The 20673-nt window shown below is 30.5% G+C and carries 18 protein-coding genes; 12 read left to right on the forward strand and 6 right to left on the reverse strand.

Going from position 1 to position 20673, the window contains the following annotated elements; all coding sequences use genetic code 11:
• The first annotated feature begins 14 nt into the window (after positions 1-14).
• Positions 15-494, forward strand: coding sequence for a 5-(carboxyamino)imidazole ribonucleotide mutase (purE, locus tag JOP69_RS10565; protein ID WP_203392561.1), 480 nt, complete (start codon positions 15-17; stop codon positions 492-494).
• A 75-nt stretch (positions 495-569) separates the two neighbouring features.
• Here purE and JOP69_RS10570 read toward each other — a convergent pair whose 3' ends face one another.
• Positions 570-3077, reverse strand: coding sequence for a LamG-like jellyroll fold domain-containing protein (locus JOP69_RS10570; protein WP_203392562.1), 2508 nt, complete (start codon positions 3075-3077; stop codon positions 570-572).
• Positions 3078-3214: 137 nt separating this feature from the next.
• Between JOP69_RS10570 and JOP69_RS10575 the strand changes: the two genes are divergently transcribed.
• Positions 3215-5233, forward strand: coding sequence for a M3 family metallopeptidase (locus JOP69_RS10575; RefSeq protein ID WP_203392563.1), 2019 nt, complete (start codon positions 3215-3217; stop codon positions 5231-5233).
• 77 nt (positions 5234-5310) lie between these two features.
• On the opposite strand, the gene JOP69_RS10580 is transcribed toward JOP69_RS10575, so the two are convergent.
• Both JOP69_RS10580 and JOP69_RS10585 read right to left on the reverse strand, forming a co-directional pair.
• Positions 5311-6549, reverse strand: coding sequence for a glycosyltransferase (locus tag JOP69_RS10580; RefSeq protein ID WP_203392564.1), 1239 nt, complete (start codon positions 6547-6549; stop codon positions 5311-5313).
• Positions 6550-7023, reverse strand: a complete 474-nt coding sequence (locus JOP69_RS10585) for a heme-binding domain-containing protein (protein WP_203392565.1) — start codon at positions 7021-7023, stop codon at positions 6550-6552.
• Between the two features lie 135 nt (positions 7024-7158).
• On the opposite strand from JOP69_RS10585, the gene lpdA reads away from it, so the two are divergent.
• Entirely contained in the window at positions 7159-8559 is a 1401-nt protein-coding gene (lpdA, locus tag JOP69_RS10590; RefSeq protein WP_203392566.1) for a dihydrolipoyl dehydrogenase, read from the forward strand.
• Positions 8560-8872: 313 nt separating this feature from the next.
• On the opposite strand, the gene JOP69_RS10595 is transcribed toward lpdA, so the two are convergent.
• Entirely contained in the window at positions 8873-9490 is a 618-nt protein-coding gene (locus JOP69_RS10595) for a DUF4230 domain-containing protein (RefSeq protein ID WP_203392567.1), read from the reverse strand.
• Positions 9491-9637: 147 nt separating this feature from the next.
• Between JOP69_RS10595 and JOP69_RS10600 the strand changes: the two genes are divergently transcribed.
• The 8 genes from JOP69_RS10600 to JOP69_RS10635 all read left to right on the forward strand — a co-directional run bounded on the left by JOP69_RS10600 (position 9638) and on the right by JOP69_RS10635 (position 17907).
• A complete protein-coding gene (locus JOP69_RS10600; RefSeq protein WP_203392568.1) occupies positions 9638-10858 on the forward strand; it encodes a hypothetical protein in 1221 nt (406 codons plus the stop codon).
• 22 nt (positions 10859-10880) lie between these two features.
• Positions 10881-12182 (forward strand): anthranilate synthase component I family protein, encoded by a 1302-nt coding sequence (locus tag JOP69_RS10605; RefSeq protein WP_203392569.1) that lies wholly within the window; start codon positions 10881-10883, stop codon positions 12180-12182.
• Between the two features lie 189 nt (positions 12183-12371).
• The gene (locus JOP69_RS10610) at positions 12372-12608 is read left to right on the forward strand and encodes a hypothetical protein (RefSeq protein ID WP_203392570.1); all 237 of its coding nucleotides are present in this window, start codon (positions 12372-12374) and stop codon (positions 12606-12608) included.
• Between the two features lie 22 nt (positions 12609-12630).
• A complete protein-coding gene (gene tilS, locus JOP69_RS10615; RefSeq protein ID WP_203392571.1) occupies positions 12631-13944 on the forward strand; it encodes a tRNA lysidine(34) synthetase TilS in 1314 nt (437 codons plus the stop codon).
• Positions 13945-14119: 175 nt separating this feature from the next.
• The gene (locus JOP69_RS10620; protein ID WP_203392572.1) at positions 14120-16699 is read left to right on the forward strand and encodes a phosphoenolpyruvate carboxylase; all 2580 of its coding nucleotides are present in this window, start codon (positions 14120-14122) and stop codon (positions 16697-16699) included.
• A 130-nt stretch (positions 16700-16829) separates the two neighbouring features.
• Positions 16830-17156, forward strand: coding sequence for a hypothetical protein (locus JOP69_RS10625; protein ID WP_203392573.1), 327 nt, complete (start codon positions 16830-16832; stop codon positions 17154-17156).
• The gene (locus JOP69_RS10630) at positions 17146-17448 is read left to right on the forward strand and encodes a type II toxin-antitoxin system RelE/ParE family toxin (RefSeq protein ID WP_203392574.1); all 303 of its coding nucleotides are present in this window, start codon (positions 17146-17148) and stop codon (positions 17446-17448) included. Before JOP69_RS10625 ends, JOP69_RS10630 begins: the two co-directional genes overlap by 11 nt.
• Before the next feature lie 75 nt (positions 17449-17523).
• Complete coding sequence (locus JOP69_RS10635; RefSeq protein WP_203392575.1) at positions 17524-17907, forward strand: hypothetical protein; 384 nt, start codon at positions 17524-17526, stop codon at positions 17905-17907.
• Positions 17908-18070: 163 nt separating this feature from the next.
• Here JOP69_RS10635 and JOP69_RS10640 read toward each other — a convergent pair whose 3' ends face one another.
• Together JOP69_RS10640 and JOP69_RS10645 are read right to left on the reverse strand one after the other, a co-directional pair.
• Positions 18071-18454, reverse strand: a complete 384-nt coding sequence (locus JOP69_RS10640) for a hypothetical protein (protein ID WP_203392576.1) — start codon at positions 18452-18454, stop codon at positions 18071-18073.
• 76 nt (positions 18455-18530) lie between these two features.
• Positions 18531-18905, reverse strand: a complete 375-nt coding sequence (locus tag JOP69_RS10645) for a hypothetical protein (RefSeq protein WP_203392577.1) — start codon at positions 18903-18905, stop codon at positions 18531-18533.
• A 175-nt stretch (positions 18906-19080) separates the two neighbouring features.
• Between JOP69_RS10645 and JOP69_RS10650 the strand changes: the two genes are divergently transcribed.
• Positions 19081-20616 (forward strand): YifB family Mg chelatase-like AAA ATPase, encoded by a 1536-nt coding sequence (locus JOP69_RS10650; RefSeq protein WP_203392578.1) that lies wholly within the window; start codon positions 19081-19083, stop codon positions 20614-20616.
• Positions 20617-20673: the final 57 nt, after the last annotated feature.

The following is a 20673-nucleotide window of genomic DNA, read 5'->3' on the forward strand; positions in this document are numbered from 1 at the left end:
ATAATTGAAAAAATATGGTAGGAATAATAATGGGAAGCGATTCTGATCTTCCAATAATGCAAGAAGCAATAGATATTTTAGAAAGTTTTGATATTAAAATAGAAGTAGACATTGTGTCTGCTCACAGAACTCCAGAAAAATTGGTAGACTATTCTAAAAATGCTCATAAAAGAGGAATCAAAGTAATTATTGCAGGTGCAGGTGGCGCAGCGCATTTACCAGGAATGGTAGCTTCTATGAGTCCGTTACCTATAATTGGAGTTCCTGTAAAAAGCAGAAATTCTATAGATGGTTGGGATTCTGTTTTATCAATTTTACAAATGCCAGGTGGTGTACCGGTTGCAACAGTTGCTTTAGACGGAGCAAAAAATGCAGGTATTTTAGCTGCTCAAATTATTGGTGCTTCAGACGAGCTTGTTTTAAATAAAATTATTGCTTACAAAGAAGAATTGAAACTAAAAGTTTATAAAGCTTCGGAGAGAGTAAAAAAATAAGTTGTTTTTTAGTACAAAAAAGAAAACTCAGAATTTATATAAATTCTGAGTTTTCTTTTATTCCTTTTAAATAGACTAATTTGCTATTAATACTTTTTTATTTAAGGTTCTTCCATCTTGTAATTTTACTTTTACAAGATAAACCCCAGATGACAAATTAGAAGTATTTTTTTTCTGACTTCCTTTAAAAAAAGCTACTTCTCTACCCTGAACAGTAAACACAGAAACCTCATCGATATTATCTTTACTATTATTATATATTACTACTAATTCTTTTGCACCATCGAGATATACAGAAAGTTCTTTAGCCTCAATTTCATTAGATTTTATAGCTAATGTTTTTAATTTACTTTTACTATAAACTACTTTAAATCTCGAATTATTTTCACCAACAGTATCAATTGTGAAATTATATTCTTTCTGCTTTAAATCTATAGTAATTCCTTTTTCTGTATCTAATAAATAAATATAATAAGCTTCATCTATTTGTTCTTCTTGGATACCAATTGTATAATCTCCTTCTTCATCTGCAATAAATCCTAATTTAATTACTTCTGTATCTCCTTTTAATTCAGGTAAACCCTGTATAGTTGCTTTAAATGTTTCTTCTACTATAGAATAAAAGCTCATTGACTTCTTTTCTACATCAAATGGAGCATCATACAAACGATCAAAATTTTCCGTGGCTCCTTCTAAGAAACCTATTAATATTGATTTTGTAACATCATTATGATTAAAAGTAAACCAAGAACGACCTTTCTTCTTTATACTATTATTATTGTTACTACTTCTAAGAAATTTTGTATTTAAACCAGCAATTTGATGTGTTGTTTTAAAGATAATTTTTAAATTAGGGTTTTCACTTGTTGTTTTTATAAAAAAACCTTGCCCAGAACCAATATTACTAGTTGTTGTATTGCTTGCCCCACCTGTCATGTTATACTCTAAGTAATCTGCTTGTATGTTTTCACCTATATGAACCGAGTTCTGATCCCAAAGGTACATCGTTCCTTCTATTTCAGTATTATCTGGATCTGTAATTACCAAGTCCCAATCTATGGCTGCTGCATATGGATTACCAACTAAATTATCTCCATTTAAAGACCACGGAATCCCATCAAAATCTGGCCCTGCTAAATTTGTAGTATTATATATATCTACGGCTATATCACCTTCATTAATTTTACCAGAAAAAGTTCTTATTTGTCCTCCCATACTTTCATTACGCACAGCATATCCAATTCCTGGATTAAAATCTGCAGTCCCTGTAGAAACCCAATCTGAATTCGAAGAAGCTGCATCGAATTTATAAATAAGTGAAGCATCCGGAAAAACGGTTGCAATATTAGAGTCTGAAGCTACAACAGGAGAACTCCAATATGAATAAAATTTATTACTAGCATAAGTTGGCGTAACTTTTTGAATAATAAAAGTACCTGCACTTACAGGTGCTTCTTTTTCTCTTAAAACTAAACTAGCATCATCTAAAACAGTAATGGTACCATCGTTTGTTAAATCGTAAGTAACTTCTAACGTTCCTCCTGCATTAACAGTTATACTAGCACCAGTATCAACTATTAAATCTCCTACAACAATGTGAGTTGCTATTTCTGGGTAATTACTAGAAACCTGTATTTGTGCACTTTCTTTTTTTAATATACTTGGTACATTCCCACCAACCCAATTAGACCCCATATTCCAATCTGTAGTTGCCGCTGTTGCACTCCAAATAATTGTTGTTACTGGAGAAACGATAGCTTCTTCAGTACTTGTATTATCATTTGCTAAATATGTAAACGTATCTCCGTCTAATATTGCAACTAAATCATCTGTACCAACAGTTGTAATAATATCTGCTTTATAATCGTCTATTTCTGCAGGAGTTCTAACCCTATTCCAAAGTCTGAACCCCCATAAATATCCTTTAAAATAATCATCACCAGAATAATTATTTAAAGTTGATGATGCATAGAAATACTCAGAACTTAATTGACTTGTCCAAGTTGCTGCAACACTAGGTAATCTAACAGCTACATCTTTATATCCAAGCCTCATAGTATTATGGGCACCAACTTCATATCCAGAATTTTCACCAATTAAAGCACCATCTAAATAAAATTTTAAAGCAGTATTTTCATTAGCTCCCATAAGATTTGTAGTAGTATTAGGAGCTAAAGCATTATCTAAAACCATGGCTACATGATACCATGTACCTGCAGAAATTTTTTTTCTAAAAAAAGTTCCTTGCCAATCTGGTGTATAATCATTTCTATTGTATGCCCCAACAATTAAATAATCATTTTCTATGTACACAACAACTGCTCTTGTACCAGCTCCTTCTTTCATAATAAATTGCCTAACAGGAACAGTAGGAGTACCAGGAAGTGCATCTGCTTTAAACCATGTCTCGTACGTTCTATCGTTGGTTGTTGTACTATTAATATTTGTTATACTCGTACCTGAAGCACCACCTACATTAATGTAATCATCTACACCATCAAAATACAAACCATCATTAGCTGTCTGGGCATAACTACAAAATGTAATTAAAATTATTATTAAATTAATAAATACGGTTCTCATAATTAGGGAATTCAATTAATAAATAATTTAAATATAGTAAAAATAAAAGTATTTCTTTGATGAATGTAAGTTTTTAATGGTTTCTATATAATAAATTAATAGAATATTTATATTTGACATATATATACAAAGAAATCATGAATCCACTTTTACAAGATTTTAATACGCCTCCTTTTTCTAAAATTTCTAATAATGATTACAAACCTGCTATAAAAAAAGGGATTGAAATTGCCAAAGCAGAAATTGATGCAATTACAAATAATATTGAACAACCAACTTTTGAAAACACAACGGTTGCATTAGATTTTTCTGGTGAAAAGCTAAATAAAATCACCAGTATTTTCTTCAACCTAAATTCTGCAGAAACCAATGATGAGATTCAGAAAATTGCACAAGAAGTTTCTCCTTGGCTAAGTGAGTTTAGTAATGACATTACTTTAAATGAGGAATTATTTAAAAGAGTAAAAGTTGTTTTTGATGCTAAAGAAAGTTTAGATTTAACTCCAGAACAAACCATGCTTTTAGAAAAGCAATACAAAAGCTTTGCTAGAAATGGTGCTAATTTAAAGGAAGCAGATAAAACGAAACTTCGAGAAATTGATGCAAAACTTTCTAAATTATCTTTAAAGTTTGGCGAAAATGTACTAGCAGAAACACAGGCTTTCGAGATGCATTTAACCAATGAAGAGGATCTTGCTGGCTTACCAGAAAGCGAAAAAGAATCTGCTAAAGAAGTAGCAAAATCTAGAGATAAAGAAGGGTATGTTTTCACTTTAGATTACCCAAGTTACATTCCGTTTTTAACGTATGCTGATAACAGAGAATTGCGAAAAGAAATGGCCATTGCTGCTGGTAAAAAAGCATTTCAGGATAATGAATTTAATAACGAACAAGTTGTTTTAGATATTGTTAATCTTCGTCAGAAAAGAGCTAATTTATTAGGTTATAAAACACATGCTCATTTTGTTTTAGAAGAAAGAATGGCAGAAACGCCAGAAAAAGTAATCGAATTTTCTAACAACCTTTTAGAAAAAGCAAAACCTGCTGCCTTAAAAGAGTTTGAAAATTTAGAAAATTTCGCTAAGAAATTAGACGGAATAGACCAACTTCAAAAATGGGATGGTTCTTATTATTCAGAAAAACTGAAGAAAGAATTATTCGATTTAGATCAAGAAGCTTTAAAACCTTATTTTAAATTAGAAAATGTAATTGATGGTGTTTTTGAGATTGCCAATCGTTTATATGATTTAAAATTTGAAGAAATAAATAACATCGACAAATACCACGAAGATGTTAAAACGTATAATGTAACCGATACAAACGGAAATTTTGTATCGCATTTTTATGCTGATTTTCATCCTAGAAAAGGAAAAAGAAATGGTGCGTGGATGACAAGTTACAAATCGCAACAAATTAAAAACGGAATTAACGAAAGACCACAGGTTTCTATTGTTTGTAACTTTACTAAACCAACCGCAACCAAACCATCTTTATTAACCTTTAACGAGGTTACCACCTTATTTCATGAATTCGGACACGCATTACACGGAATGTTAGCAAACACCACTTACAACAGCTTATCTGGAACTTCTGTTTCTTGGGATTTTGTAGAATTACCAAGTCAGGTTTTAGAAAATTGGTGTTTCGAAAAAGAAGCTTTAGAATTATTTGCAAAACATTACGAAACTGGCGAAGTTATTCCGATGAAATATGTAGAAAAAATTAAAGAATCTGCCAGTTTCCATGAAGGAATGCAAACGCTTAGACAATTAAGTTTTGGCTTACTAGACATGCAATGGCATGGTGGCGAGTCGCCACAGACAATAACATCTATCAAAGAATTTGAAAACGGTGCTTTTGCTAATACAAAATTATATCCTGATGTTGCAGAAAACTGCATGAGTACCGCATTTTCTCATATTTTTCAAGGTGGATATTCTGCCGGATATTACTCTTACAAATGGGCTGAAGTTTTAGATGCAGATGCATTTGAGTATTTCTTAGAAGAAGGAATTTTTAATAAAGAAGTAGCAACAAAATTTAAAGACAACGTACTTTCTAAAGGTGGAACAGAAAAACCAATGGAATTGTACAAACGTTTTAGAGGAAAAGAACCAAAACCAGATGCACTTTTAAGAAGAGCGGGGTTGATTTAGGGTTTAGTAGGCAGTCTTCAGTTTGCAGTAACCAGTCAGTTGATTACTGAAAACTGAGACTGCCAACTGAAGACTGCTTACTTATTTTTACTTTCTATCCATTTACTCAAGTATTTTGTAGCTTGTAAAGTTTGATGTTGTAACAAGCTCCCTAAAAAATTCTGAGTTCTGTGCTGTTCTAAATTATCTTGAATTTCTTTTATTTGATTGATAAAAGGCACTCCAAGTTTCTCTTTATCATAAATTTGGTTGATGATTTCTACACCGTTTTTTTGAGATTCAATCAAAAGTTTTTCATCAGTATATAATTTGATAGCTTTATTTGAAAACGCTGTAAAATCATTTTCTATAAAGCCATTCCAAGGAAATCTATCGCACATTCCCTCAGCTCCAATTTCTGTTGTAACACTTGGTGTTCCGCAAATCATCGCTTCTGTTAGTTTTCCTTTTATTCCTGCACCAAAACGTAAAGGTGCTAAAACTACCCTCGCATTTCCAACAACTTCTTTAGCGTCTTCCGCAAAGCCTTTAATAATAAAACCTTCCTTTTTATTATGTAATTGATTTATTTGTTGATTCGCATACGCACCATAAATATGCACTTCTGCTTTTGGAAGTTGCTTTCTAATTTCACTCCAAACTTCAGTTTTCAAAGTTAAAACAGCATCTACATTTGGTTTGTGAAAGAAATTACCAATAAATATAAAATGTTCTCTTTCTTCAAAAGGCTTCCATTCTTTAGTTTGATTTTCATCAATCTTATCCAATAAAAAAGGTAAATAATATAAGATTTTTTTATCAATCTTAAAAGTAGATTTCAATAAATCCATTTCATAGGTAGAGATAATCAAACTCATGTCGCAACGTAAAATAGAGGAAATTTCTCTTTTGGCATCATCAGATTTTAATAATGCTTCTGTTGTAAATTCTTCTCCTTTTTTTAATTGTTGATGACGTGTTTTACGTAAAAAATGTAAATCTTCTGTATCTAAAATCCGAATTGCATTCGGACAATTTTCCGCAACACGCCAACCAAATTGCTCTTCCATCATAAAACGATCGAATAGTACAATTGTTGGTTGTAGTTCTTTTATAAAATCGTTAAACGAGGCATTATTTAATTCAATAGAAACCTCCTCAATTCCTAAAGAATTTAAACTTGTAGCTTTCTCACTTTTTTGAGATGGAGAAGAAAAGGTTATTTTAAACCCTTGTTGTAAAAACTGTTCAATCAACTGTAACATTCTACTTCCGGCAGCAGAAGAATTGGGCTCTACCCAAACGTAACCTATAATTAAAACCTGCTGTGTATTCAATTATTTAGTATTCAATTGTTGTTGATAATCTACTTGTACTTTTTTACCCCAAGAAACAACTGCATCTATTTGCGCTTCTGTTAAATTCGCGTCTCCATGCGTCCATGTATAAGAATCTAACGGCATCTTTTTCTCGGCAACTTCTTCATGAAGTTCCTCCATTTTATGTTCTTTCTTTTTTAAAGAATAAGTACTCCAAGTAGAAAAATTAAAATGCTTTTTACCGTCTTTTACATGATCTGCTAACCAAAAATTTACGGGTGTAATATTATTATACCAAGGATAATTGGTTTTACTAGAATGGCAGTCATAACAAGTAGTTTCTAAAATCTTTCTTACATCTGCTGGCGGCTTTGTTTCTGCTATAAACATTTCTACAGAATCTAAATTTCCTTCATTTTTTTCAGGACCAAAAAATTGTGCAACTACTAATATTAATACGATAACAATCCCTATTTTTTTGAGAATTTTCATTGGGTAAATTTTAAGGTTTTTAAGAGTGTAAAACTACTGAATTCCCTCTTTATTTTGTGAAAATATCCGTATTTTTGTCAACTATCATTAAAAAATAAACCGAAAGGTTACATTATACGCAAAACAAACGCAATCATGAAATACGATATTATTGTAATTGGATCTGGTCCTGGAGGATACATTTCTGCAGTTAGAGCTTCTCAATTAGGTAAAAAAGTAGCAATTATAGAAAAATATTCAACTTTAGGAGGAACCTGTTTAAACGTTGGTTGCATTCCATCTAAAGCATTGTTAGATTCTTCGCATCATTATTATGATGCTGTTAACCATTTTGAAGAACATGGAATTTCTGTGGAAAATCCTACGTTTGATTTCAGTAAAATGGTAACAAGAAAAGAAAAAGTTGTAGAAACCACTACAGGCGGAATTAAGTACTTAATGGACAAAAACAAAGTTGATGTTTTTGAAGGATTAGGTTCTTTTGAAGATGCTACTCATGTAAAAGTTACAAAAAATGATGGTTCTTCAGAAATAATTGAAGGAACAAATATTATTATCGCAACAGGTTCTAAACCGTCTACTTTACCGTTTATTTCTTTAGATAAAGAACGTGTAATTACATCTACCGAAGCTTTAAAATTAACTGAAGTACCAAAACATTTAATTGTAATTGGTGGTGGTGTTATTGGTTTAGAGTTAGGTACCGTTTACAAACGTTTAGGAGCAAATGTAACTGTGGTAGAATACGCACCAAAAATTACGCCAACTATGGATGCTGATGTTTCTAAAGAATTGACTAAAGTTTTAAAGAAACAAGGTATTAAGTTTGCTGTAAGTCATGGTGTTACTTCTGTAGAAAGAAAAGGTGATGAAATTACAGTGAAAGCAAATAACAAAAAAGGTGAAGAAGTTACTTTTACTGGAGATTATTGTTTGGTTGCTGTAGGTAGAAAAGCATATACAGAAGGCTTAGGGTTAGAAAAAATTGGTGTAGAAGTTAACGAACGCGGGCAGGTTTCTACAAACGATCATTTACAAACCAATGTTTCTAATATTTACGCAATTGGAGATGTAGTTAAAGGTGCAATGTTAGCGCATAAAGCGGAAGAAGAAGGTGTTGTAGTAGCAGAATATTTAGCTGGCGAAAAACCACATATCGATTATAATTTAATTCCTGGTATTGTGTACACATGGCCAGAAGTTGCTGCTGTTGGTAAAACAGAGGACGAATTAAAAGCTGCAAAAGTAGATTACAAAGTTGGTAAATTTTCTATGAGAGCTTTAGGTAGATCTCGCGCAAGTGGAGATTTAGATGGTTTTGTAAAAGTATTAGCAGATAAAAATACAGATGAAATTTTAGGAGTTCACATGGTTGGTGCACGTGTTGCAGATTTAATTATGGAAGCTGCAGTTGCAATGGAATACAGAGCATCGGCAGAAGACTTGGCAAGAATTTGTCATGGTCACCCAACGTACTCAGAAGCAGTAAAAGAAGCTGCAAAAGCTGCTTGGGACGGAAAGCCTTTAAATGCTTAAAAAGATTAGATTTTATTATCATCTTTAATAAAACTATTCACTAAATAAACCCATACAAAATGTCACTTCGACGATAGGAGAAGTCCCATAATATTTAGTGTCTGGTTAAAAATACTGCAAAAAGAAAACTACTCTTTTTGCAGTATTTTTTTTTCTGACTAAACACTATTTTGAAAATTATAATTGAGCAACATTATGTGATTTCTCCCTTTGGTCGAAAAGACAAAACTGGGCGACACCTCGTTTCAACCTCTATTCTATGCTCAAGATAAATTATAGTAGAAGTCCATAATACTATAAAAACAGAATAGTGCTATTTTTTTAAAGGTGCTATTTTTTTAATTTCTTCATTCGTTTCTAAAGCGGTATAATCTAACTTCCAGCCAATAGTTTCTACCAAATTCTCCATTAATAAAATAGCTTCTAAAGCTTCTTTGTTAGCCAATTGAATTAAGTTACTTTCTGGTATTTTACTAAGCACATGCTCTTTTGCCTCTTTATTTAAAGTAGTAAAATCTTCTGAATCAAATTTATTTAAATAGCCATTTTTTATATCGTAAAACTTAATATCACATTCAATAGAAACCACTTCTGGTTGTGGAAAATCTGATAAAATGATTTCCTTTTTTTTAGTATCCGCTTCCAATTTAATTTTTCTAAAATCGAACCCAATGTGTGCTTTTGCTTGTATTAAAACAATCGCTTTTTTCTTACTGCTAAATCCCCAAAAGTTTTCTTTGGTGTTTTCATGATGATAAATCTCAGAAAAATCACCTTCTACCGTAATCAATTTAGATACTTTTTTAATTTTATCTAACAGAATAACAGATTGTTTTTCTACTAAGTTTTTTTTCTTTGATAAAGAAAATCGTTGTGATATTAAATAGGAAATTCCTAATCCAATAATCAACCCTAAAATAATTAACTCCATACTGTAAATATACTATTGTTTTCTTAATTTTTAACGTGTTTTAATACTGTTAACAGCAAAATTGAAGCCAAAAAATGTTTATCTCATATAATCTGTTAATGTTAAAGAAGTTTTTTTTTTTAAATAACTTTAATGTATTTTTATCCTATGAAAAAAAACAATTTCCTATTCTTTTTTCTAATTATTCATGGAATTTATTTCTCACAAATAAAAGATACTATTCCTCTTAAAAACGGAATAGATAAACCTAGCTTATTGCCTATTCATCATTTTGGAATGTTTTCTGCGAGAATAAATCAGAATTTTAAAATTCGACCGCCCAAAAAATCTACTTTAAATATTTCTTATGCTAGTGCAAACACGTTTCATCCTTTTGTAGAAATGTATATTCCAAAAGACGAAGGTATTAGACAAGAAATGAGCCAAAAAACATGGTTTGACAGACATTATTATAAAAACCAACAGACAACACCTTCAGATTATGAAAACATTATTATAGATGCCGTTTTTAAAAATTTTAGAGTTGATTATAATACCAAAATTAGTAAAAATCATGAATTAGGAATTACACTTCGCTCTTATTTAGTTAGTAAAGGAAAATATCCTTTTTCTGTCTTTGCAAGTGATGAAACTATAGAATGGTTTCATAGTAATATAGCCGGTGGAGAAGATCCTTTTGGACGAAAATATTATGGACTCAATAAAGTAAATGTTAAATATAAAGATAGAAATGGCAACGTTTTAGAATTAAAAGACGGACAATTTATTTTTGCCGGAATTGAATTTAACCATTTTTACTATCCAGATTTCATCAACCTAAAGAAAAAAAATATTCATGTAAATTTTGGGTCTCATTTAGGAGTTAATACATCAAAACACAACCCTTCTATAGATATTGGTGTTTCTGGAAATATCTTAAAAAAATGGAAATTAAACGAAGAATCAGAAATTAGAACTGCCTTTGGAACCAGTGTTCTAAGAAAAAATACTATCAATTTTAAAGAGAATTTAGTACGTTTTGGTAATAACAAATATCTAGGGAGCCTAGAAGCTATGTTTGAGTTTACCAAATACACAAGGCAGAGAAACTATCATTCTGTATCCGTAAATTATCAAATTCAGTCTCGATTTAGTAAAAAAGAAGAAGCAAATTATTATCAATTGGTTGGTCTTTGGCAAGAAATTCATGCTGGTTGGCAAAATGGTTTCGAGCAATTATACGAATACCAATCTGCATGGAGTTGGTTGTACACTTATGGCAGAAAAAATTATAGTTTTACATTATATATTAAAGAAGACTTGTATTTAAACAACTCGCCAGATATTCAAACAGGAATCAGTTTAAAAATTCCGCTTTCTAACAAATAAGATTTGTATTTTTGACGCAAATATGCAAAGAACAATTCGCACTTTCTCTATTGATAATATCATTGAATTCAAAAACAATTTATTGTCTTGGGCACAACAATTTGAAACCATTATTTGGTTAGATTCTAATAACTATCATCAAAAATATGCTAGTTTCGATGGTGCTTTGGCAGCAGATGATTTTACCTCTATTAAAACAGATTATTACAATGCTTTTGAGAAGCTAAAAGAATACCAAACCATTACCAAAGATTATATTTTTGGCTATATTACGTACGACGTTAAAAATGATGTAGAACAACTTTCCTCTATCAATTTTGACGGTTTAGATTTTGCAGATTTATACTTCTTTCAACCTAAAAAACTTGTTTTTATTAAAGGAAATTCTGCCGAGTTTCATTATTTAAGAATGGTGGATGATGAGATTGAAGATGATTTTAAAGAGATTCTTAAATCTAAAAATCCAACAATCCAACCAACGAAAAGTAACATCAAAATAAAACTAAGAATTCATAAAGATGAATATCATGCTAAAGTAACTAAAGTTTTAGAACATATTCATAGAGGCGATATTTACGAAGCCAATTTTTGCCAAGAATTTTATGCAGAAAACGCTACCATAAATCCGGTTGAAGTTTACAAACACCTCAACCAAATTTCCGAACCACCTTTTGCTTCTTTTTTAAAATTAGATGATAAATACGCCTTATGTGCATCTCCAGAAAGATATCTTAAAAAAGAAGGTACTAAAATAATTTCTCAACCTATAAAAGGAACTGCGAAAAGATTGGTTAGCGAATTTGATGATGCTCAATTAGCTTTAGACTTAACGAGAGATGAAAAAGAACGGGCAGAAAATGTAATGATTGTAGACTTGGTTAGAAACGACCTCTCTAAGACAGCAAAAATAGGCAGTGTAAAAGTAGAAGAATTATGCAAAGTGTACTCTTTTAAACAAGTGCATCAATTAATTTCTACCGTAGTTTCTGAAGTTGAAAAAAACACGCACCCAATAGATGTGCTTCAAAGCACTTTTCCGATGGGCAGTATGACGGGAGCTCCAAAAGTTTCTGCCATGAACATTATTGAAGATTTAGAAGAAACCAAACGCGGTTTATACTCCGGAACTATCGGTTACTTTACCCCAGAAAACAATTTTGACTTTAATGTAATTATAAGAAGCATCTTATATAATGAAGCAGAAAAATACATCTCCTACTCTGTTGGAGGTGCTATTACAGCAAAATCTGTTGTAGAAAAAGAATATGAAGAATGTTTGCTAAAAGCAAAAGCAATGAAATATGTTTTAATGAATTCTAAGTAAAATTATTATTAGAAGCTATTTCCTGCTTTCACTACTCGCTTTTTTTGCCCTAAAAAGCAAAAAAGAGCTCAAACATATCGTTCAATCAGGGCTAAACTAGTTTGCCAACTATTTTTATATTTTAAATATAAAGTCAATATATTTTACCTTTACGGCAAAGGCAAGAATCTATTTTTTATCTTTGTTAATATGATCATAAATCAAGAAGAACTTTTCACAAAAACCTTAGAAGGATTAGATGAAAAACCAACAGAACAAAATATGTTTAACATGTTTTTAAAGTTGTACCCCGCAGAATGGAAAGCACTAAAAGTTACCTTTTCTAAATTTAACCGAAGCAAACAATTTGGTAAAACTATTCCGTTGCCAAAACCAGAAGTTGCTCTTCGAAAAGAAATTCGTGGTTGGTTAAAAAAGCAAAATTAACGCACATATTTCTAAAAGAAAAATGCAACAAAAACTCTCTGATCACCTCAACAAAAACCTTCCTTTTTTAAAGGATAAAAAACTATTAATCGCCATTTCTGGCGGAATAGATTCTGTGGTTTTAGCACATCTTTTATCCGCATTAAATTTTAATATTTCTTTAGCGCATTGTAACTTTAACCTTAGAGGAAAAGAAAGTGATTTAGATGAAGAATTTGTAAGAGAATTAGGAAAAAAACAAAACATTAATACTTTTGTAACCCATTTTAAAACTGAAGAATTTGCTAAAGAAAACAAACAATCTACACAAATTGCAGCCAGAAACTTACGCTATGATTGGTTTAATGAACTGATTAAAAAACACCAATTCGATTATATTTTAACAGCACATCATGCAGATGATAATTTAGAAACTTTTCTAATTAATTTAACGCGTGGCGCTGGTTTAGATGGTTTAACTGGTATTCCGGAAATTAACGGAAATATTGTACGTCCGCTTTTAAAATTTTCTAGAAATGATATTTTAACGTTTGTAAAAGAAAACAATATTTCTTGGCGAGAAGATAAAAGTAATGCCTCTACAAAATACATCAGAAATAAAATTAGACATCAGATTCTTCCTGTTTTAAAAGAAATTAACCCAAGTTTGTTAGAAACCTTTGCTAAAACATCCGAACATTTAAAAGAAAGTCAGCAAATAATTGAAGATAAAATTGGTGAAATTTCTAACGAAATCACAACAACAGAAAATAACATTTTAAAGATTGATGTTTCTAAAGTTGAAAAATTATCGAACCCGAAGGCTTATTTATATCAGCTTTTAAAAGACTATAATTTTACAGAATGGGACGATGTTTCTAATTTACTTTCTGCACAATCTGGAAAACAAATTCACTCTAAAACACATACATTATTAAAAGATAGAGGTTTTTTATTACTTGCTAAAAAAGATTTCTCGACTGCGCCAGAAATGACTACTGAAATAAACGAAAATACAACCTTAATTACCCAACCAATTCATTTAAAATTAGAAACCGTAGAAGAAAAATCAACAGAAAATAAACAAACCATTTATGTTGATAAACAACGTTTACAATTCCCTTTAAAACTTAGGAAATGGCAAGACGGAGATTTCTTCTATCCTGCAGGAATGACTGGAAAAAAGAAATTAAGCAAATATTTTAAAGATGAAAAATTTTCACTTTTACAAAAACAAAACACTTGGTTACTTTGTAATAATGACAATGCCATTATTTGGGTTGTAGGACATCGAAAAGATAAACGCTTTATAGTAAACCAACAAACCACAACACATTTTAAAATATCTGTTTTTTAATATTTAATTGATCAAAATAAAAACAAAAACACCAAAGAGAAACAGAAAATAAACAATTCACTAAAAAATGATATAATTTATATCATTTTCGCAAATAAACACTTGATTATTCGTTAAAAAGTAGGTTTAATCATTTCCCTTTTTCGTAATTTTAATCCCGTAAAATCATAAGAACATGAACAATTTACCTAAGCTAGATAGATTTAATGAAAACGTACTGTCTAAATATCAGATTTACAACAGTATTTTCACAACGCTACCTTTTGACACCATAGACGATACGGGGGTTTTATTACCTCTTTTACATAAAGTATGTAGTAAAGGTTTTAAGTTAGGAAAAAACCCTACAGAAATTGTAGAGCACTTTTTTAGTAAATACCAAGAAGAACCTACAGAAAAAGAAAAATCGGATTTACTGTTCCGTTTTATTCAATTTATAGAACGACAAGTCGTTTTATTTGATGCCGTAGAAGACGCTGCCTACCCTATTGTAAATAATATGGATGGTTTTGGAACACTAAGAAACTCTAAAGAACTTGCGTTATTAAGTAACAAAAAAGACGAATTAAAAGCACATTTAGAAGACTTTAAAGTCCGTATTGTATTAACAGCGCATCCAACACAGTTTTATCCTGGATCTGTTTTAGGTATTATTACAGATTTAGACAAAGCAATACAAAATGACGACTTATTACTAATTAGAAAATTATTAGCACAATTAGGAAAAACGCCTTTCTATAAAAAAGAAAAGCCATCTCCTTTTGATGAAGCTGTAAGTTTAATTTGGTATTTAGAGCACGTATTTTATCATTCTGTACCAAAAATTTACAATTACGTTCAGCAACATATTTATGATGGTGAACCCATAGAAAATGAAATTATAGAGCTTGGTTTCTGGCCAGGTGGAGATAGAGATGGTAACCCATTTGTAACTACTAAAATTACGTTAGATGTTGCAGAAAGATTGCGTCAAACAATTTTAAGAAACTATTATAGAGACATTAGACGTTTAAAAAGACGTTATACTTTTGATGGGGTTCAAGAAATTTTTGCCAGACTAGAAAAAAGACTGTACAAGCATGTTGTAAGAAGCTATACCAAAGTTAACTTTTCTCAAAAAATATTATTAGAAGAATTATATACTGCAAGAGAAATTATTGTTAACGAACATCAATCTTTATTTGTAGAAGAATTAAATGATGTTATCAATAAAGTTAGAATCTTTGGTTTTCACTTTGCAACTTTAGATATTAGACAAGATAGTAGAGTACATCACCATGCGTTTACGCAAATGGTAGAAGACTTACTTAAATCTGGTGACACTACATTCCCAGAAAACTATTTAAGACTTTCTGATGCAGAACAAGTAGAAGTTTTATCTGTTGTAAAAGGAAGTATTAACCCAAGTATTTTAACCGATGAAACTTCTGTTAAAACCATAGAATCTATTTATGCGCTAAAAGAAATTCAGCAAAGAAATGGTGAGCGTGGAGCAAACCGTTACATTATTAGTAACAACCAAAGTGCTTTACACGTAATGCAAACTTTTGCAATGCTAAACTTATGTGGTTTCGAAAACGAATTACCAGTAGATGTTATTCCGCTTTTTGAAACTGTAGATGATTTAGAGAATTCAGAAGACGTAATGAGAACCTTATATTCTAATAAAGTATATAGACATCATGTTGCCAAAAGAAAAAACAAACAAACTATTATGTTAGGTTTTTCTGATGGAACAAAAGATGGTGGTTACTTAATGGCAAACTGGGGAATCTTTAAAGCAAAAGAAGCTTTAACAAGAATCTCTAGAGAATTTGATATTGAAGTAATTTTCTTTGACGGACGTGGTGGACCACCAGCACGTGGAGGAGGAAAAACACACCAATTTTATGCTTCTTTAGGCCCAACAATAGAGGATAAAGAGATACAATTAACTATACAAGGACAAACGATTAGTTCTAACTTTGGTACAGAAAACTCATCTCAATACAACTTAGAGCAATTATTAAGTTCTGGTATTAAAAATGATGTATTTACCAAAGATCAGTTAAACGATAAACATAGAGAACTAATAAATGATATGGCTGCAACAAGTTACCAAACTTATGTAGACTTTAAAAATCATGATAAATTCTTACCGTATTTAGAAAAAATGAGTACGTTAAAATACTACGCAAAAACCAATATTGGAAGTAGACCAAGTAAACGTGGTGGATCTGACAAATTAGACTTTTCTGCATTAAGAGCCATTCCTTTTGTAGGTAGCTGGAGTCAGTTAAAACAAAACGTACCAGGTTTCTTTGGTGTGGGTACTGCACTTAAAAAATATGAAGATGCTGGTAGATTTGAAGAAGTTAAAGAATTTTACCATGCTTCAGACTTCTTTAGAACTCTATTAGAAAATAGTATGATGAGTTTAACCAAATCTTTCTTTGGCTTAACTTCGTACATGGCAGATGATGAGGAATTTGGTGAATTTTGGAAAGTAATTTTTACAGAATACGAAACTACTAAAAGACTACTTTTAAAACTTACAGGAGAATCTGAATTAATGGAAAATTTCCCGGTAGGAAAAGCATCTATAGAAGTAAGAGAACAAATTGTATTGCCTTTATTAACAATACAGCAATTTGCTTTAAAGAAAATTCAAGAACTTCAAAAAACTGATGGTAGCGCAGCAGAAATTGAAGTGTATGAAAAAATGGTAATGCGTTCATTATTTGGTAATATTAATGCAAGTAGAAACTCTGCTTAAAATAGTATCAAAAATTAATTTATATTTAAAATGCACTCAACTTATGAGTGCATTTTTTTTGTGTTATTAATTTAGTATTTCAAAAAATAAAACAAATTTTATATATTTGTAAAGCAAATACTTTATAAATATGAACACTTTAGAGGTAATCTACAATTATGATACTGTAATAAATAAATTAATAGAAGATATTAAAAAGAGTGATTTTAAAACAGCCTACTTTTTAAAACTGTTAAATTTAAAAGACAGTTTTTTCTATAAAAAAATGCGTGAAAAACGTTTTACAAATGAAGAAGTTAAACTCATTTCTAAACACTTATATCCAGAAGAATACCAAGCTTATAAAGATGTTTTAATTGGTGAATTGTTAGAAAAATCGAAAGCTCAATTAAAAGCAGGTTTAGGTGTAGATTTTGAAACTGTTTTAACCAATTCTAAGCATAAATATGGTGTATAATATTGTTGCATCACCTTTAGCGAATAGTACTTATTTACAAAATATAGAGTTTTTAGAAACCTATTGGTCAGAAAAAGAAGTTGTTAGTTTTATTACTAAAGTTTCAGATATAGTTACCATTTTAAAAGCGAGTCCTCAAACCTTTAAAAAATGGGAAAAGAACATCAATATTCATCAAATAGAAATTGTAAAACAGATTACATTATACTATCAAATAACAGATAATAGTGTTGAGTTTTTGCTATTTTTTAATAACCTACAAGACCCAAACGAATTAACCGAGTTCTTGTAAAATTCTTTTTTTTTAAAGATTCTTTTTTTTAATGCTGAAATAAAATCGTATTTTTATAAAGTAAAATTTCGTACCATGAAAAAATACACTTTCTTACTTTTAACTTTATTTGTTGGTAGTTTTTGTTTTTCACAACAACAAACTACCAACAATAATTTTATTCCTGTTAGTATTTACACCTCTTCTTTTCAGCTTACAGCTGATGACACTCCTTCTTATTCTTCCATTAACAAGGAGTTAAATTTTAAAAAAAAGTATAAATTTTCTACAGTTTCTTTTGAAGAAATTGACGATAATCAATTTGTAATTTCCACTGAAAATCTTTCTACAAAAGCAACTAAATTTATCTATGACGATTATAAAAGTTATAGAGATGAAAACTTGTTAAAAGGATTTTTACAAAAACACGACCCAACCCGATGGGATCCTATCAACTTTAAACCACAGAAGCTTAATTAATTTTCTTTATCTTTAGAAAAAAGAAAAAGAATGCTTGTTAAAGTTTATGGCTCTGCCGTTTTTGGTATTGAGGCCACCACAATTACCGTAGAAGTTATACTTATTTGATAAATTGGATTAAGTTTTAACATTTATCCAAGATTAATAAAATTAAATGATTTTATTAAAATAATAAATAAACAAAATAGCAAAAAACACATAAAGTAGAAATAATTGCACACAAAGAAAACAGTACTGATCTATTTTCTTTAGTTTCTGAAAACGTTATAAATTCATCAAAACCAAGCTCATCAATTGAAGCTTCTTTTCTACTCTTTTGCATCAACAAATATTCTAAAAAAATAAGGAAAATTAGATTCAATAATGGAATCATAATTAATTTTAAATTCACCCAGTCGTAAACACTAGAAAGGGCAAAATACCCACCAATTAAGATGTTATTAAAAGTGAAAAGTTTATCATTTATTCTATTAAAATGATTCAGAATATTTTTAGATGCCTCTTCTTTTATTATATTAACTTTATTTTCAAATTCTTTTACATTCATTTTTGAATTGTTTATTAAATTCAGTTTGAGGTAAAATTAAAATGTTATTAAAACTACTTTTAACCTAAAAATTCCATTAATTAATTTTTAAATCTATAAGAGAAATATTACCATTTTCTTTCTCCTTTAATTTTACAACATAATTACTTCTAATTATAGCTCCAAAACTATTTTGAGAATCAACATAAGATGAGATTGTATATATATTATTTAACTTTTCAACATTTGCTTTATTAAGAGAAGGAAACTTAGCAGTACTTGGTGACTTTAGTTGCTTCTCAACAAACTGTTGTGCTGCATAGGTAGCCTGCTCATTACTAAAATAGTTGTTTTTTTCCTTTTTTTGAGATGAATTAGTTGTAGAATATTTATTTTCTATATAATTATTATAAAGTAATACTCCAGCAACGAGTATTCCAATTATTCCAAATAATATTAAAGCCTTTTTCATTTTATAGTTTTTCAATTTTTAGATTCCGCTAAGATTAAACTTAACAATCTACAAGCAATCAAATATAATGATTTTAGCACATATAGATATCAGGCTAACTCAAGAAAAAAGATTCAATTTTTGGTAAAATAAGAGAATTTATTTTTTTTCTTTATCTTTAGAAAAAAGAAAAAGAATGCTTGTTAAAGTTTATGGCTCTGCCGTTTTTGGTATTGAGGCCACCACAATTACCGTAGAAGTAAATATTGATAAAGGAATTGGCTATCATTTGGTAGGTTTGCCCGATAATGCTGTTCGTGAAAGTTCGTATCGAATTTCTGCTGCACTAAATAACAATAATTACAAACTTCCCGGAAAGAAAATTATTATTAACATGGCTCCTGCCGATATTCGGAAAGAAGGTGCTTCTTATGATTTAACTTTAGCAGTTGGAATTTTAGCAGCATCAGCGCAAATAAAATCAGATCATATTGATGAATACATTATTATGGGCGAACTTTCTTTAGACGGAAGTTTACAGCCCATAAGAGGTGCCTTACCAATTGCCATAAAAGCAAGAGAAGAAGGTTACAAATATTTAATTCTTCCGAAGGAAAATGCCAAAGAAGCTGCCATTGTAGATGATTTAGAAGTGTTGGGGGTAGAAAATATCTTAGAAGTAATCAATCATTTTAATGATGATAAAAAAATTGAACCCACTATTGTTGATACAAGAGCTGAGTTTTATAAAAATATAGATTTCCCTGAATTTGATTTTTCTGATGTAAAAGGACAAGAATCTATTAAACGTTGTATGGAAATTGCCGCTGCAGGCGGACATAATATTATTTTAATTGGACCTCCAGGATCTGGAAAAACTATGTTAGCAAAAAGATTGCCGTCCATTTTACCACCAATGACTTTACATGAAGCGCTGGAGACTACAAAAATTCATTCTGTGGTTGGCAAAATAAAAAAAGAAGGTTTGCTATACCAACGTCCTTTTAGAAGCCCACATCATACGATTTCTAATGTCGCCTTGGTCGGCGGCGGTCAATACCCAAGACCTGGAGAAATTTCTTTGTCTCACAACGGCGTTTTATTTTTAGATGAATTACCAGAATTTAAGAGAGATGTTTTAGAAGTAATGCGTCAACCTTTAGAAGACAGAGAAGTTACTATTTCTCGTGCAAAATTTACAGTTACCTACCCAAGTAGTTTTATGTTGGTGGCAAGTATGAACCCGAGTCCGAGTGGTTTTTTTAATGACCCAAATAGCCCGATGACTTCCTCTCCACAAGAAATGCAACGTTATTTAAGTAAAATTTCCGGACCATTATTAGATAGAATAGACATTCATATAGAAGTTACTCCTGTTCCGTTTGCAAAACTATCAGAAGAACGAAAAGGAGAATCATCCGTAGAAATTAGAAAACGAGTAACCGCATCTAGAGAGTTACAATCTGAGCGTTTTAAAGATTTTGAAAACGTACATTATAATGCACAAATGAGTGTAAAACAGATTCGTGAATTTTGTAAGTTATCACCAGAAAGTTTAACGTTATTAAAAACGGCTATGGAAAAACTAAACCTTTCTGCTCGTGCTTATGACAGGATTTTAAAAGTTTCTAGAACAATTGCCGATTTAGCTGCCACTAAAGATATTTCTCCAGATCATATTGCTGAAGCCATACAATATAGAAGTTTAGATAGAGATGGTTGGTTGGGGTAAAAATTGACTTTTATAAACGCAAAGACGCAAAGAAAACTCGCTAAGTTCGCAAAGAAT

The sequence above is a fragment of the Polaribacter sp. Q13 genome, from assembly GCF_016858305.2.
In the GTDB taxonomy this organism is placed as follows: domain Bacteria; phylum Bacteroidota; class Bacteroidia; order Flavobacteriales; family Flavobacteriaceae; genus Polaribacter.